Annotated in this window: 12 protein-coding genes and 1 tRNA gene; all 13 read right to left on the minus strand. The window is 51.1% G+C overall.

Annotation, left to right across the window (positions count from 1 at the left end; translation table 11 throughout):
- Positions 1-282: 282 nt before the first annotated feature.
- The 13 genes from nqrF to RIC19_RS17495 all read right to left on the minus strand — a co-directional run bounded on the left by nqrF (position 283) and on the right by RIC19_RS17495 (position 15,932).
- Positions 283-1,599: an NADH:ubiquinone reductase (Na(+)-transporting) subunit F gene (nqrF, locus tag RIC19_RS17435; RefSeq protein ID WP_350179630.1), complete on the minus strand. Its 1,317-nt coding sequence runs from the start codon at positions 1,597-1,599 to the stop codon at positions 283-285.
- Between the two features lie 106 nt (positions 1,600-1,705).
- Complete coding sequence (gene nqrE / locus RIC19_RS17440) at positions 1,706-2,317, minus strand: NADH:ubiquinone reductase (Na(+)-transporting) subunit E (protein ID WP_350179631.1); 612 nt, start codon at positions 2,315-2,317, stop codon at positions 1,706-1,708.
- A gap of 32 nt (positions 2,318-2,349) precedes the next feature.
- Positions 2,350-3,060, minus strand: coding sequence for an NADH:ubiquinone reductase (Na(+)-transporting) subunit D (locus RIC19_RS17445; RefSeq protein ID WP_350179632.1), 711 nt, complete (start codon positions 3,058-3,060; stop codon positions 2,350-2,352).
- A 57-nt stretch (positions 3,061-3,117) separates the two neighbouring features.
- Positions 3,118-3,852: an NADH:ubiquinone reductase (Na(+)-transporting) subunit C gene (gene nqrC / locus RIC19_RS17450; RefSeq protein WP_350179633.1), complete on the minus strand. Its 735-nt coding sequence runs from the start codon at positions 3,850-3,852 to the stop codon at positions 3,118-3,120.
- A gap of 35 nt (positions 3,853-3,887) precedes the next feature.
- On the minus strand, positions 3,888-5,213 hold the full coding sequence (locus tag RIC19_RS17455) for an NADH:ubiquinone reductase (Na(+)-transporting) subunit B (RefSeq protein ID WP_350179634.1): 1,326 nt from the start codon (positions 5,211-5,213) through the stop codon (positions 3,888-3,890).
- A 41-nt stretch (positions 5,214-5,254) separates the two neighbouring features.
- Positions 5,255-6,910, minus strand: a complete 1,656-nt coding sequence (locus RIC19_RS17460; protein ID WP_350179635.1) for a Na(+)-translocating NADH-quinone reductase subunit A — start codon at positions 6,908-6,910, stop codon at positions 5,255-5,257.
- A gap of 263 nt (positions 6,911-7,173) precedes the next feature.
- The gene (gene pnuC / locus RIC19_RS17465) at positions 7,174-7,806 is read right to left on the minus strand and encodes a nicotinamide riboside transporter PnuC (protein WP_350179636.1); all 633 of its coding nucleotides are present in this window, start codon (positions 7,804-7,806) and stop codon (positions 7,174-7,176) included.
- A 78-nt stretch (positions 7,807-7,884) separates the two neighbouring features.
- On the minus strand, positions 7,885-10,353 hold the full coding sequence (locus RIC19_RS17470; protein ID WP_350179637.1) for an OmpA family protein: 2,469 nt from the start codon (positions 10,351-10,353) through the stop codon (positions 7,885-7,887).
- 86 nt (positions 10,354-10,439) lie between these two features.
- Complete coding sequence (locus RIC19_RS17475; protein ID WP_350179638.1) at positions 10,440-11,570, minus strand: PorP/SprF family type IX secretion system membrane protein; 1,131 nt, start codon at positions 11,568-11,570, stop codon at positions 10,440-10,442.
- A 206-nt stretch (positions 11,571-11,776) separates the two neighbouring features.
- Positions 11,777-12,778 (minus strand): glycosyltransferase family 9 protein, encoded by a 1,002-nt coding sequence (locus RIC19_RS17480; protein WP_350179639.1) that lies wholly within the window; start codon positions 12,776-12,778, stop codon positions 11,777-11,779.
- The gene (locus RIC19_RS17485; RefSeq protein ID WP_350179640.1) at positions 12,775-13,536 is read right to left on the minus strand and encodes a DUF6503 family protein; all 762 of its coding nucleotides are present in this window, start codon (positions 13,534-13,536) and stop codon (positions 12,775-12,777) included. The genes RIC19_RS17480 and RIC19_RS17485 overlap by 4 nt, the downstream gene beginning before the upstream one ends.
- A 91-nt stretch (positions 13,537-13,627) precedes the next feature.
- Positions 13,628-14,950: an alkaline phosphatase D family protein gene (locus RIC19_RS17490; RefSeq protein ID WP_350179641.1), complete on the minus strand. Its 1,323-nt coding sequence runs from the start codon at positions 14,948-14,950 to the stop codon at positions 13,628-13,630.
- 911 nt (positions 14,951-15,861) lie between these two features.
- A tRNA-Cys gene (locus RIC19_RS17495) sits at positions 15,862-15,932 on the minus strand.
- Positions 15,933-16,027 lie beyond the last annotated feature (95 nt).

A 16,027-nucleotide genomic window follows, 5' to 3' on the forward strand; every position in this document is an offset into this window, starting at 1 on the left:
ATACTTAAGTTGAAGTTATTTTTCGACTAATCAAGGCGAAGGTTCGCGACTTTAGCCCGAGCTAAAGGAGCGGTTCTTCAACGAAGAGTAGGCGGAAAAGAACGAAACTTGGGGTGTCAAGGATTTATGGCTTGAGGCACTGGGTCATCTAAACACAACACTTAGAGCTTGTTGCTAAATCTCTTCATGCGTCATTCCCCCAAACCTTTTAAAAGACGCTTTATAACAAAAGCCGCTCCCCCATCAGGGAAGCGGCTTTTTGTATTTTGTAACTGACCCGGATTAGCTACCGAAGTCGTCAAATGCGATATTTTCTTCAGGTACGCCGAGTTCGTCGAGCATTTTCATAGCAGCCTGTAGCATAAGTGGCGGGCCGCAGAGGTAGTACTCAATTTCCTCTGGCTCAGGGTGGTTTTTCAAATAGTTATCATAGAGGACTTGGTGGATGAAGCCCAGGTAACCATCACCTGCTTTATCGTCAATGTCTTTTTTCACTTTCCACTTGTCCACTTCCTCAGCGACTTTAGTGTCAGACAGTGCAATATGATAGCTGAAGTTATTATAATCCTGCTCAATCTCGCGGAAGTCCTGTGTATAGAACAACTCACGCTTGGAGCGGCCACCATACCAGTAAGACACCTTACGGTCTTTTGTCTTCAGGGTATGGAAAAGGTGGAAGATGTGTGAGCGCAACGGTGCCATACCTGCACCACCACCGATGTAAACCATCTCTTTCTTCGTCGGCTTGATGAAGAATTCGCCGTATGGACCGGATACCGTCACCTTATCCCCTGGCTTAGAGCCGAAGACATAAGAAGAACATACACCAGGATTGACTTGCATCCAGGTATTATTCTTACGGTCCCAGGGTGGTGTAGCGATACGGATGTTGAGCATCACGATGTTACCCTCTGCCGGGTGGTTCGCCATGGAGTAGGCGCGGAACTGCTCCTCATCATTCTTCATGGAGAGGTCCCACATTTTGAAGTTGTCCCACTCCTCTTTGTACTCATCAGGCGCCTTATCGGTCATCCGTGGGTGCGCCGTAATATCGAAGTCTTTGAAATCCACTTTGATTTTGGGCACATCGATCTGAATATAGCCACCGGATTCAAAATCAAGGCTTTCACCTTCCGGCAAGCGCACAACGAACTCCTTAATAAAAGAAGCTACGTTATAGTTGGAAACCACTTCGCACTCCCACTTCTTAATACCGAAAATTTCTTCCGGAATACGAATACGCATATCCTCACGGACTTTCACCTGACAAGCCAGGCGTTTGTTCTCTGCGACTTCGCGGCGGGTAAGGTGGTTCAGCTCAGTGGGCAGCACATCGCCACCGCCTTCGTCAATGTGGCATTCGCACATAGCACAAGTACCACCGCCACCACAGGCAGAAGGCAGGAAAATGCTTTTATCAGACAGGGCGCCCAACAAAGACGAGCCTGGCTTTACCAGCATTGGATTCTCCTCGTCACCATTCACAATGATCTTGACATCTCCCTGTGGGACGAGGCGCTTGCGCGCAAAGATCAACATGAAAGACAGCGCCAGAATCACAAGGCTGAACACAACAACAGCAAATACGATCGTGGTCATTCTATCTTAAATTTTGTATCTGTTAATTTAATCACCAGCGGTTATAAAGATAACTACAGCTTTGCAAAGTTGTTGTCATCAAACCGTCAGTACACCAACGGGGGGGTTATCCATTGGAAGTAAATGCCGCAGGGTCAATACCCATCAGGCTCATAAAAGCGATGCCCATCAGTCCGGTAAGGATGAAAGCCATACCCAAACCACGCAATGCAGGCGGTACATTGGAATAGCGGATTTTTTCGCGGATCGCAGCAATCGCAATGATCGCAAGGAACCAGCCAAAACCACCGCCCAGTCCAAATGCTACTGCATTAGACAGGTTGTACTCCCGGGATACCATGAAAAGCGAGCCACCGAGGATCGCACAGTTCACCGTAATCAGTGGGAGGAAGATACCCAGGGCACTATAAAGCGAGGGCGAATATTTCTCGACCACCATCTCCACCAGCTGCACCATTGAGGCAATTACAGCGATAAAGAGGATGAAGCGCAGGAAAGTAAGGTCAACCCCCAGCAAGCCGGTTTCGCTCAGCAGATACTCACTGATCAGCCAGTTGATCGGCATCGTGATACCGAGTACGAAAATAACGGCCAGGCCAAGGCCAAACGCCGTTTGCACACTCTTGGACACAGCCAGGTAAGAACACATGCCCAGGAAGTAAGCCAGGACCAGGTTCTCTATGAAAGCTGCTCTAATGAAAGTATTGAAAAATTCCATTGTTCTCTTTGTTGTGGATTTGCGTTTGGTAATTAGGATACGTCAACAAGCTTGGTGTTATAGCTACGCTGAATCCAAATCATAATTCCGATGATAAACATAGCCGAAGCCGGCAGTACCATAAGGTTGTTATTGGCATACCAGCCGAACATCACACTATCCGCAGTATTGATCAGGTAGTCTGCCGTTGGGCCAATGATTTTCAGTTCAATTGGGCTGCCCGCAAACAAGCTGCCTTTACCGAAGATTTCCCGTACCACACCTACTGCAACCAGAATGACACCGTAACCCAGACCGTTGCCTACGCCGTCCAGGAAAGAACGCCAGGGCTTGTTGGCCATAGAGAAGGCTTCCAGGCGGCCCATCACGATACAGTTGGTGATGATCAGGCCGATATAAACGGACAGCTGCTTGTAGACCGGGTAGTTGAGGTACTTCAGAGTAAGCTCCACCACTGTTACCAGTGAAGCAATAATGACCAGCTGAACGATCATACGCACGGACTTAGGAATGTAGTTCCGCAGCAGAGATGTGAACAAGCTGGAAAAAGCAGTAACAAAGATTACCGCAATGGCCATCACCAGCGAAGGGTAAACCAGCGAGGTTACCGCAAGGGCAGAACAAATGCCCAGCACCTGCACGGTGATTGGGTTGTTGTCGTTGAGGGGGTCGGTCAGCAGCTTGCGCTCTTTTTTGCCAAACTGAAATACCGACTCTTTCTCTTTTACAGCAGTCTCAGCCATTGTTTTCTTGTTTTTATGTGAGCCGGTGCACCGGAGCGCACCGTTTTAGATTTTTGATTAATTGAGCAGCAGGCTTTGCTGCTTCACCTTGTCGAGGTAAGGCTGATAGTACTTCAGCCCCCGGTACAGCATCTCGCTGACCCCATCGGCGGTAACTGTGGCACCAGAGATACCATCTACCTCGTGCTTAGGGTCGCGGGCACCGCCTTTGCGTACCTTGATAGAGACATAATCTCCATTCGATTCGTAGATTTCCTTTCCTTCGAATTGCTCAGAAAAGGAAGGGTTGTCCTTGATTTCTGCGCCAAGGCCGGGCGTTTCGCCTTTGTGGTCAAAAGTGGCACCGGCTACCGTGTTGAGGTCGCTCTTCAGGGCTACACTGCCCCAAATCTCGTCCCACAGGCCATTGCCCCGTACAGAAAGGATGTAAAACTCCTGCCCGCCCTGCTCGTAGACATAAACCGGCAAGCGGCGCTCCGCTTCCGGCTTTTTACGCTCCTTGGCCATATCGATGGACTCGGCTTTAACGTCTTCAATGACATTGCCCTCCATATCCACGACCGGCTGATCCATCTGAGCAAAGAGCTCCAGCACCTGCTCATCAGAAAGTTCGGCTACCTTTTGCCCATCAGGCAGGTAGTCTTCCACTGCCGTCAGGATGGCCCGCTTGTTGAAGATGTCCTCATTGGTTGCAGACTGCGCTTTGGTCGCTTCCCGCAGACCGGTAAGGCTAACCGCTACAGCTGCGGTAAGAATGAGGATGAAAATGATGACATATCTTGTTGACTCCATGAGTACTTGTACTTTTTAGAGATTGAAAGAAACCATTAGGCTTGCACCTGTGCCGTTGCGGGTGCCGGTTTGTCCGGTGTTTCCGACTTCATGATCGCCTTGATACGCTTCGCCCGGCGATTGATGTTCGCCTGCAGTACGTAGTGGTCGATCAGTGGCGCAAATACATTCATAAACAGGATCGCGAGCATCCAGCCTTCCGGATAAGCCGGGTTGAGTACCCGCACGATCATACCGACGAAACCGATCAGGAAACCGTAGATCCACTTACCACTGGAGGTAGCAGAAGCAGTCACCGGGTCAGTCGCCATGAATGCCATAGCAAACAGGAAGCTGCCCATGTAGAACTGATAGTACCAGGGGACTTCCATAAATTCAGTTGCGCCCCAGGCATTGAGCAACAGTGCCATCACTGCCGCACCAAACACCATAGATACCATGATCTTCCAGTCCGCAATCTTGGTGATGATCAGGAAGAGTGCGCCCACGATAATCAATGGCTTGGAGCTTTCGCCAATAGAGCCCGGGATGGTCCCCCAGAGCATCTGACCGGTCGTGTACGTCTCCGTCACCGCTCCCCAGCCCTCTTTGGAGGCGATGGCCAGTGGGGTCGCCCCCGTATAACCATCCACCACGGCAGAACCGCCGGCACCAAAAGTCGCTAGCCCTAAGCCAGCGAAGATGTTATCGAAGAACCCATAAACGGCACCATAAGCCTGACCAAAGTAGCCGCCTTCCGCTGCCTTCTCAATACCGGCAATCCAAACTTCGTCACCAGAGATATAAGTAGGATAAGCGAAAAAGACGAAAACCCGTGACAGCAGGGCAATATTCAGGATATTCATACCGGTGCCACCGAATGCTTCCTTACCAATCCATACGGCAAAAGCAACGGAAACACCCAGAATCCACAGTGGGATATCCGGTGGCATGATGAGTGGGATTAAGGCACCGGAAACCAGGAAACCTTCTTCTACACCGTGCCCTTTTTTGTAGGCATAGTAGAATTCAATGCCCAGGCCCACGACGTGGGTCACAATAAAGATCGGGATGATCTTAATCAGGCCGTAGATCAGCTTGAGGTGCACCCCTTGCAGGAAGCCCGTGTATTCACCCAAGGCTACGAAATGCTGATGCCCAATATTATAAGTACCGAACAAGTACAGCACTTGTAGTGCCAGTACTACGTGTACCATCTGCCGCTTCAGGTCCATACCATCGCGGATATGCACTCCGTCTTTTGTGGTCAGATTAGGCGTGAATGCGAAAGTAAAGAAAGCGTCATAAGCCGTGTGCATGAACGGAGACTTCGCCTTGTCCGGCTCGATGCGCTTGAGTGCTTTTAATAATGCGTTTTTCATATCTCTGTTATCGTGAGATTTTCAATTCAGTTAACTAATGCTTAGGCTTGTTCGCGCATAGTATCCAGTCCCTGCCGCAGAATCTGCTGCACCGGCTGTTTGGATACACAAACGAATTCACAAAGCGCCACATCTTCCTCTACCAGCTCAGGCAGTCCCAGCCCTTCCATCTTTTCAAAATCGCCGACCAAAATGGACTTCATAAGCTCTTGTGGATAGAGGTCCATAGGCAAAACGCTCTCGTAATTGCCGGTCACGACAAATGCGCGGCGCTCACCGTGAGTGTTGGTTTCCGCTTTGAACTTCATGTCGGGTATGAGAGCCGACGGGAAGGTAGTGGAAATACTTGGTGTATTGAAACTTGGCAGCAGCCAGCCGAAGAGTGCGTAGTCGTCCCCTTCTTCTACCACTGTGAGTTGATCATCGTAGTAATTCAGATAGCTATCCTGCTCTTTGCGCTTCCCGGAAAGGACGTCGCCGGAGATATAGCGAACGTGGTCATTAGCAAGATTATCCTTCAGCAGGTCGGCAATTTTTGCCCCCGCCTTTGTTTTCAGGTAAACCGGCTTTTTAAGCTCAGCCCCAGTCACCGCCACAATACGCTCCGCATTGAAGCGCTGCTCGGTAAAGATTTTGCCCAGCGTAAGGACTTCCTGCACGCCAAGTGTCCACACTTTAGCATTCAGGCTAATCGGCTTAGTGTGGTGAATCTGAACGCCAACGTTGCCTGCCGGGTGCTTCCCGTGGAACCAACGCTGTTTCACACCTGTTGCCTCTGTGAACGCTTTTGCAGGAGCGGTTTCCCCATTGGCATTCAGCCCAAGGTATACACTACCACTTGTCAGTTTAGCAAGTACATCAAGGCCTTTCTGGAAAGCGGCTTCCTGCCCCTCAACGACAAAGTCGAGATTCGGAGCAAGGGGCGCTGTATCGAAACTGGAAATAAAAATATCCCGTGGCACTTCATTGTAGTCTGCTACAACGTTGAAAGGGCGCTGACGCAGGAGCGTCCATGCACCGGCATCCAACAGGTACTCTACGAGTTGCTCCCGGCTTGAGTTATCAAGGTCGAAAGCTGACAGCTCACGGTACTGCTGTTCTTTATCTGCAAGAATGGTCACTGCAGTAATGGCACGCTTGGCACCACGCTCAATGCCGATCACCTCACCGCTTACCGGCGCTACCCACTTCATTTCGGGCCGGGTTTTATCAAAAAACAGGTGGTCTCCCGCTTTGACTTCACTGCCTTCTTCCACCAGCATCTTCGGTATTGGAGAAATGCCCAGGAAGTTAGGCGGCTGAACCGCATAAGTGGTGGCCTGCACAGACTCGTCTATGCTAAGTGCCGCTTCGCCTTCCAGTGCAATATCATGGCCGCGCCGCAGGTAAGTCACCGGCGTGCTTTCATCGAGGAAAGCAGGCCTCTTAGGCTGGAACAAGCGGCCAAGGAAGCCCTCATTACCAGGCCCGACTTCACCACCTTCCTCGTCAATACCCAGCTGCTTAGCCTCAATAGACAGCAGGTTGTTGGAAACCTGAACGATGAGGAAGAAGAAAATCAGCACAGCGATAGCAATCAGAGAGTAGGTAAGTACGGAACCAAAACCGTTCCCACCGGACTCTGCTTGCGCCCAGCTTGTAGTGTAGGCGCCCATTGCCAGAATGAGCAGGATGCCTTTGCTTACTGTTTGTTTCATTCTTTATTATTCATTAATGAGGTAGTTTTTCTACCCTAAATTACTTATCAGGCTTTTCAAAAACACCGCAAATATAGAAACCTTTTACCATAAAGAAGAAGCTCACATTTGCTTTAGTTGACTGAAGCTTCTTATTTAGATTTATTCCAAATTAATAAGCTACGCCCTTTATTTTCAACAGGTTATAAAAAGTACCGCTGCTACTGATAGCCCGGCGTGCCCTCTTACGCTGCTGTGGGATGAAAAACATGATTCTTTTGCCCCTATAGACTTACCGAGTTTTTGATTTGTTCATGGCTTTGGCTGTTCTTCCAGGATTTTTGCCACTGCACCCAGGCTACACTGGCAATTACGGTGTAAACGACCATCAGCAAGCTGAACAGGTAGGCTTCCCGGCTAAAATACAAACCTATATATATGGTATCAATAACAACCCAGTAGGCCCAGTTGTCGAGGTAGCGCTGTACCAGCAGCAGGGTGGCGAGTACGGAAAAGACGGTGGTGAAAGCATCCCAATATGTGGCAGCGGCAGGGGTGTACTGATCGAAAAAATAACCGAAGGCAATAGCCAGCAACGTGCCTCCTGCCAGGTAAGGCAAATGTGCATTCCAGGGCAGGCGCTGAATAGGCGCTTCGGTGTTGCCTTCGCCTCCCCAACGCCAATTGTATAGCCCGACAAAAGCCATCACAACGTAGAAGACCTGCAAGACGGCATCCAGATAGAGCTGATAAAATGCATAGGACGCGTACGCCCAAAGCGCACAACTGATGATGCCCCAAAACCAGCACCAGACATTGCCCCGGGCTGCCAGAATGATGTACAGTAAGGCCGTAACAGTGGCCACCCAATCGACCCAGCTCAGTGCAACTGCCTCTGCAATAATTTGATCCATCATGCCGCAAAGATAAAATAAAAGTGGCAGGCACCACATCGGGTACCTGCCACTTCGTTCCAAAGTAAAAGCTTGTTGCTCTTATTTCAACAGCTCAAACTTGTACTGAACGGTCTTCATCATTGGGTTGCCCTTTTCATCAGACTCCGCCAGGAAAATATCAATATCGATCACCTCTGATTCGTCTTTTTCGGAGCTGTCGAAAATGATCTCCAGCCGTCCTTTCTCCCCGGGTTCAAAGGTCTCTCCGGTCAGGTCATTCACGACTTTAGTGCAGTCGCAAGCTGAAATCAAATCAATGGTAAAAGGCGCATCCCCGGCGTTGTAGAAAACGAAGGTGTACTCCTTTTTATCGCCTTTGCGCACCTGCCCAAGGTCGACGAACTCTTTAACAAACTTCATTTCCGGCTTGCCGCCAGGCAGGTTGCCACGGTCGGGTGCCTCTTTGGTCGTTTCTTTTTTCTCTATCCGCTTAATGGTGATAGAAGTCGGCCCTTCGAGGATTTTAAACTCGGTACGGCGGTTGAGCTCGAATGCTCTTTCCTTTTGCTCTTTGGTTTCCAAAGCATCGATAAAATCGGGAGTCAGGACATCACCTTCATTCAGGAAGTCTGCTAAGGCAGCAGCTCGTGCATTGACGGTTTGTGGCTGGCTCTCACCGTATCCTTTTGCCACAATCCGGTCACGGTCTATGCCCTCGCGGACAAGCCAGCGGCGGGCAGATTCAGCACGGCGTTGAGAAAGGTCTTCGTTGTAATCGTCACCACCCTGACTGTCCGTATGCGAACTGAGCTCAATAACCATGTCCGGATAGTCATTCAGAATTTCAAGCACTCTCTGTAAGTCGCTCTCTGCCTCTTCACGGATGCGGTCACTATCAAAGTCGTAGAGGATATTTTCCAGCACAATGGGCTCGTCAATGGAGATCGTGTCGAACTCCGGCTCAGGTGGAGGAACGGGCTTGGGCTCCAGATAAAAACGATGCTCCAGTGAAGTAGATTCCGTAATACCCACAGTATTCAGGGTCACGGTATCCGGGTAATAATCGGGGTGGGTACCGATCAGCATATAAGGTGTTTCCAGGGACAGGTCAAAGCCAACGACATTACTCTTGTCGCCGGAGTTTTGAGCGTTGGGCTTGCCCATTTTATCATTGGTGGTTGGCACCAGGTATACGGTGCTACCGGTAAGTGGCTTTTTCTCTTTGGTGAAAGTCCCTACAACGAGGTCTACCACCACACGGGCGATATTCACGGTGTAGATGTCATCGCAGCAGGTCCGCCCGTAGGCAGAACGCCCACCGGTCCGGTTGGAAGTCAATACGCCGAAGTAGCCTTCCTGATCCAGAGTAAAACCGTAGTCATCCACACTGGTATTATAGCCGCGGCCCATGTTCAGCACATCGCTCCACTTCTCTCCGTCCCAGCTCGCGTAGAAATGATCAAACCCGCCCAGGCCAGGGTGGCCGGTAGAGGCAAAGTAGAGGGTGCCTTCCCGATAGTAGGGTGTTTCTTCATCGCCAGGGGTATTGATAACATCGCCCATATTGACCGGCGCACTGTATTCGCCTTCGCCAATCAGGGTGGCGTAGTAGAGATCGAAACCGCCGTAGCCGCCTTGCATATCAGAAGCGAAGAAAAGCACACGTTTGCCGTACAGTTCGCCGGGGGTAGCGTGCTTGGCGATGTAGTCGCCATTGACACCTTTGAGCTCCAGGGCACCGGACCAGGAATCGCCACCGCCCTTACTAAAGTAAAGCTTACTTTCCGAAACGGTATTGCCTTGCAGTTTGGCACGGGTAAAGTACATCGTGCTGCCATCCGGTGACAAGCGTACGTTACTATTGTGGAAACCGGGCCGATTGATTTCCCCACCCAGCTCCTGTGGCTTGGACCAGTCGGTATCGTCGAGGGTAGAGCGGAAAATCATGGCGTAGGTCTCTTCCATGTTTTCCTCGTCTACATAGATGACGTCATCCGCATCGAAGGTCGCAAAGTAGATTTCCTTTCCATTACTGCCCAAAGTCGGTGTATATTCCGAAACTTTATCATTGAGGTCGCGGCCGGCATTTTCCACCGTCACGCCTTTAAGGTTTTGCGGCAGCTCCAGGGCCAGTTCCGCACCGGAGATTTCATTCTTCGCAAGTGTTTCCAGGCTGTCATTAGGATTGGTAGCCAGGAACTGCTGGAACTCCTGAATGGCTTCGTCGTACTTTTCGTTCATCTTCAACAGCTGCCCATAGGTGTAGCGGTATTGGGTAAACAACCCCTCGTCATCGCGCCGCAGCAGGCGGCTGAACCAGCGCTCGGCCGTGCGGTAATCGCGGACTTTAAACTGCAGGATCGCGATTGTATCAATCAGGGCCCGGTCCTTACTATCCTCGTAAGCGTCCTCGTAGTACTCAAGGGCATTGACGTAGTCGAGGTTAGCCCAGGACTTGCGGGCAGCAATAAGGTTTTGTTCTAAAGATGATTTGGTCAGGGGCTGGGCTTGCAGTAATTGCAGGCCAGAAAAGAGTAGCAGCCCGAGAATTAAATATACGTTTTTCATAGACTTTCCGGATAGTTTGTCCAATTGCTTTTTGTTTGGTAAACGCTAAAGCCGGCTTCAGCTTTTTTAATGAAACGTTAATTTGTTTAGAATTTCGGGCAAAGGATAGCCGGCTTGATATCCGGTTCTTTATAAATCTTGAAGATGTAGAAGGCTGCGATTTCAAAGGCACCCTGAAAATCGGTTGCCGTGCGGTAGGCCGACACATTCAAGTCAAATGCCGCTGCTACCCGCAGATCCTTATAGTCAAGGCCGGCCAGGATTTTCGCAGCATCGCCTACCCGGTAGCCCAGGCCCATGTGGATCTTGATCTGATCTTCCGGCTTGAGGTTGTAGCCCGCCCAGGCTTGCAGATTCACTTCGTGCTGCCCGCGCATCGTTTGCCACATTACGGTAGGCGCCGCAGACCACTTTTCATTCAGAGCCCATTCGTACCGGGCATGAGTGGTAATCAGCATCGGCTGACGGTCGCTGTCCTGAATATTATTATTACCAGGATTAGGACCTGGGATAGGTCCCATACCTCCACCGCCACCGCCAAAAGTATAGTCAGGAACATTGAGGTGGCCAAATGCCACGCCAGCTTCGAAATTATCGAAATCATCAATCTTTTGCTTGAACAGCAGGCCGGCGCGGATATCGAGGTAGGAGTTAGATATGTCGTTATCATTTGCGTCCATATTGCCACCGCCGCCGCCAGTGCCACCACCACCACCAAAAGCGGTGTCGTCTCCAAATCCAGGCTCAATAGTAACATTTCCCGCATCAAAGTTAGACCCCAAAAGGATATCTCTCGACCGCAAGCTCCGCGTAATACTCCCGATTTGCACGCCTAGCGTCAATACCGATTCGCCCTTCTTGTCCAGGCCCAGGTGGTACGCACCGGATAAGCCATTGGAGCGGGTGGTAAATCGGATAGAACCAGAACGGTCCTGCAGGATATAAGCGCCTACGCCTACCCAGTCCTGATCTCTAAAACCCCGGATGATCGGAGCATCTACATAGCCGCCCGGTGTATTATAGCCCCGGTCGCCCACAGCCCACCACTGCCCGCGGTAAATACCACCCACGCGCACCGTACCCAGAAAGGCACCGGTATTCGCCGGATTGAGCGACAGCGGAGACATATTGAACAAGGTATAGTGTAGGTCCTGCGCTTGCAAACTTCCGAGAACGGCAAAGAATAGTAAGAAGTGTAGAGTTCTGACTAGCTTCATAGAGTATTAGTGTTTTTAGAACGTCGCACCATTGGGTGTACCTTCAGCATCTGGGAAAAACAGAGCCCCTTTTCAGTCAATTTTGAGGCTCAAAGACCGAAAGATAATTGATTTCTGGAACAAACCTGATAAAATCCCCGGCAAGATAGGTGTTAAGAGACAATCCGACCCCCTGAATGGCCATGGATTTGCACGTACCGCGGACATTAACCGCCTTTTTCTGCGGCTTTCTGTACGGCATCCAAGGGTATTTCCTCCATACAGCGAAAATGCCCCCTGGGGCAGCTTTGGTAGCCGATTTTGGAGCAGGGGCGGCACTTTAGGCCTTCGACCTGTACGGTGGTGTTGCGCCCCTCCCCTTCCGGGAAAAACGGGTACATCCCAAATTCGGGGATGGTATTGCCCCAGATGGATACGATGGGCTTGCGGAAGGCGGCCGCAATGTGCATCAGCCCGGTATCGTGCGTAATCACCCGCCTGGACTGCCGCACCACCGAAGCCGATTGGTTGAGGTTGAACCGGCCGCAGGTGTTGAGCACATGCCCGCCCCCGGCATCTGCTATGGCTTGTCCTTCTTCCGCTTCAGCTGACCCGCCGAGCAGGATAACCGGTTCTTCCAGCAGTTGGCAGAGCTCAATGAGGCGAGGGGTGGGTAGCCGCTTGGTGTTGTGAGCAGCGCCAATGACGAGGGCGGTGTAAGCCGGGGCATCGGCGATCGGCCCCAGAACATTAGTGGAAAGCAGTGCGCCCATCGCCACTTCGTCTTCCTCCGGTATGAAATAATCCAAGCCCTGACCGTCGTAGGCCGCCCCCAGAGGCGCTGCTGTAGCCATATAACGGTGTACGATGTGCGTATCCGGCAGGCGGTTGACCTTCAGGTTGACGATCAGCCACTTTTCCAAGTTGATTTTATCAAAAGTGTAGGCCTTGGCAGATAGCGCCCACTTCACCTGCCGGCTGCGGAGATTATGGTGCAGGTCAAGGATATAGTCGTAGTCTTCTGACTGAAGGGCTGCCCTGACTTCACTTATTTTTTTGTCAATAGCATAGACCTTATCCACGTAAGGATTATGGGCCAGGATGCCCCGAAAGGAACGTTTGGTCAGGAAATGTACCTCGGCACCAAGCTGTTGTTTCACGGCCCGGATGACCGGCGTGGTGAGCACAATATCCCCAATGGAAGAAAAACGGACAATCAGTACTTTCATCGGTCAATGGTCACATTTTCGGTTTCGATAAGGGAGAGCTGCTCCATCTGCCCGGCTTCAAAGAGGGAATCAAAAACCGCAACCTCCATACTGTGGGGCACCGGTTTGTAATTGCGGTAGTCAGCAATGCGCAGCCCTTCCACAGTACGCACATTATAGGCTTCCCGGAAACGGGCACCGCCACCATTCACCTGATAGTTGTAAGCGAGGTAGTCCATGGTATGCGCGTCTTTATGGAACCAGTAAATGTACTCATCTTCGTAGTCGGCACCGCCGCCATTTGCCCGGAAGGTGACTTTGAGTTTTTGGTAAGGCTCCCCTTTGAGGGTTGCCGTGCCCAGATATTGGGTTTGCACGGCGGGGTCATTAAGGTAATAAGGCAGGAGGGCAAAGTACAAAACAGAGTTGACCGAACCGGTATAGGCAGCACTGTCTTTGGCGGAAAGCGGCACCCGTTCTCCGTTGATTTTCCGGTAGAGCCCTTCGTTGGTGAGCACGTCCCGGTAGGCCATCCCTGTGGTGTCCGTCCACTGCCGCTCGTACTGAAAGCGCCCGCCCGAGCGCTGACTCACGTAGTGCCGCCCGCGGAAATCAAAACCAATCGTGCTGCTGTCGACCACCGAACTACCGTGGGCGATGCGGGCCTGATCTATAATAGAGGTAGCCGAAGGGGTGTTGGCTGTATCCGCCTGATCGGGCACAGGGCCACATCCTATCATTCCAAAAAGGCCAAACAACAAGAGCTGGTTTAATCGCATAATAAAAGGCTTAGGTTCAGGGTAAAGAACACCATAAAATCGTGGAAGTGTTATTCCCCTTCGATATTTTTTTGGGTTAGCCGAAATCCCGCTACTCTGATTCCAACTCCTGCGACCAAAGTGCCTTTCCCTCCGTATTATACACTGTAATGCTCAGTTTTCGCTCCTTGCGGGGCCCTTCAAAATGCAAAATACCAAAATTGTGCTCTGTTACCAGCGTATTGTCTACTCGCAATTTGTTGTCCTCTTCCACATTTCGGGCAGCACCGGCAGTGAGTGGAGAAATGGTGATATCTGACACGCGGTAGCCAGCGTTGTTGCGGTACTCGCTCATCTCGGTATGATGACGGTCGCCGGTCAGGAAGACCACGTTGCGGACCCCCTCTTCTTCAATGCGCCGCAACAGGTACGCCCGCTCAGCAGCATGGTGATGACTGTACGTTTCATGCACGGCCGCCGTATTCAGCACCTGCCCGCCGATGCAGATCAGCTTGAAGGGTGCCCGGCTCTTCACCAGCGCATCAATGAGCCATTCCAGCTGCTCCTTGCCCATCATAGTTGGCTCGCCCGACTTCCGGTAATTGGGGCTGCGGAAGTAGCGGTCGTCGAGCAGGAAGAAGTCCATGTCATGATACTGAAAGTAAGAGGTGATGCCACCCTCCGTGTCCGGCAGCCCGTAGGAAGGGTTGCCCCAAAAGAGCTGAAACGCCTCCAGGGTTTTGTCTTTATGGATGAAGCTGCGGTCAGAATCATTGGGGCCGAAGTCGTGGTCGTCCCAGATGGCATAGTGGTGGGTGGAAGCCAGCAGAGGCTGTAGCTCCGGCAGGCTGCGGGTGTGAGTGTGCCGGTGCAGTATGCCCGTCATAGTGTACCAATCAGGTTCCCGCAGATAAGTGTTGTCGCCCAGCCAGACCATCGCGTCCGGACGTTTTTCGTGGATAGCCTCAAAGATCTGATAGTTGCTCCCGTAGCCATTGCCGGGGCGGTCGTAGCGGGGCTCATTGACATAAAAGCAGCTGCCCAGGGCCACATCGAAGGCAGGCGGGTCGGTGCGGTACTGCCAAAGAGGCTGTGCAGTAAAGATAAGCGGGTAGGGCCGGCGCACCATCTTCCCGTTGACTTTCAATTCGTATTCATAGTCTACACCCGGCTCCACTTCGTCGGCAATCAGACGAGCCGTGAACGCTTCCGCAGCATTGGTTTGGTAGGTAGCCGTTGTATGGCGGTCTTTAATGTCTTCCACTGGCCAGTATTCAAACTGTACCGATGCGGCCTCGGTGGTTTGTACCCAAAGCAGCACTTCTCTCATTTCGTTGTACCCCAGCATGGGGCCGGCTTGCAGCAGATCGGCCTGTGCGAGGCTCATCAGGGCAGTACTCAGGAGGAGGGAAAGGGTCAGAAGCGTATTTTTCATCTTACTTTTTGCGCAAAAATAGCAGATTGTGGGTAAACGGGAGGTTAATTCCTAAAGCAAACTTTAAGGGCTTGTCGTATAGGAATACCAAACTTAGTTCAAGACCTCCCTGGGTCCGCGGAGAAAGGGGATGGGCCCCTTTCTATTAGCCCCTCTTTCTACTGATCGCGGCCGTATCTACTACTCAGGGTTTCTTGGTTACGGCCTTTGACATGATGTGCTGCCCCGATCACACTGAATAGCCTCTTATACGGTTTACCCGGTCTAGGCCCAGCGTGAGATCGATGCGCTAAGTTCTGTTCGTCCGTACCAGTATTTGCGGCCCCGCTTAGTTATTCCCTGCGGTCATGCTCTCCGCTGCGCTCCGGGTCAGACCCTGGGTCACCCCAACTCCGAGGACCGAAGGGACGATCAGCGAAGCTAACAGTTGACTTGCACCACTTATACTCGCCTCGGGCACAATAAGAGCGTGTTTGGACTTTAGTAATCGGTCTGCAAACTACACTTTTTTGCTTATACTTCGTCCCGAAAATCCTCATTTAGCTAAGGCTAAACTCCGGTTTTCGTGCCTCGTCTAACCAAAAAACTGTTAGTTTTCGACTAGAAGACAAAAGTCCCAACACGCTCTAAAAGCATGTTTGGATGAGCACTTCTGCTGATAACCAAAGTGTTGTGAATTGCGCAATGCTGCGGGGCCAAACGCGCATTTTTCCATTTAGCCAGAACCAAAACTCCTTGATTTTCGTAAAAAACCCGCTCCAAACATAGTCTAAAGGGGCAGGCTTTTTTATAGCCCTACTCTACCGAGCACAAGCGTTTTTTTTATAACGTTTTGTCAACCTATCTATAAACTAAAAAAGCCCAAAAGGCAGCTAATACGCTATCTTTTAGGCTTTTATAGAAATTAGTTGAGGTTGGGAGCGGATTCGAACCGCCGTACGAGGTTTTGCAGACCTCTGCCTAGCCACTCGGCCACCCAACCAATTACCGCTGTACTTTTAGCGGACTGCAAATATAGAGGTTTTTCGTAAAGCGCCCAGCTTTTGGGCACTAATTTCACCCTTTATTTGAAGATAT

It is taken from the genome of Phaeodactylibacter sp., from assembly GCF_040219495.1.
In the GTDB taxonomy this organism is placed as follows: domain Bacteria; phylum Bacteroidota; class Bacteroidia; order Chitinophagales; family Saprospiraceae; genus Phaeodactylibacter.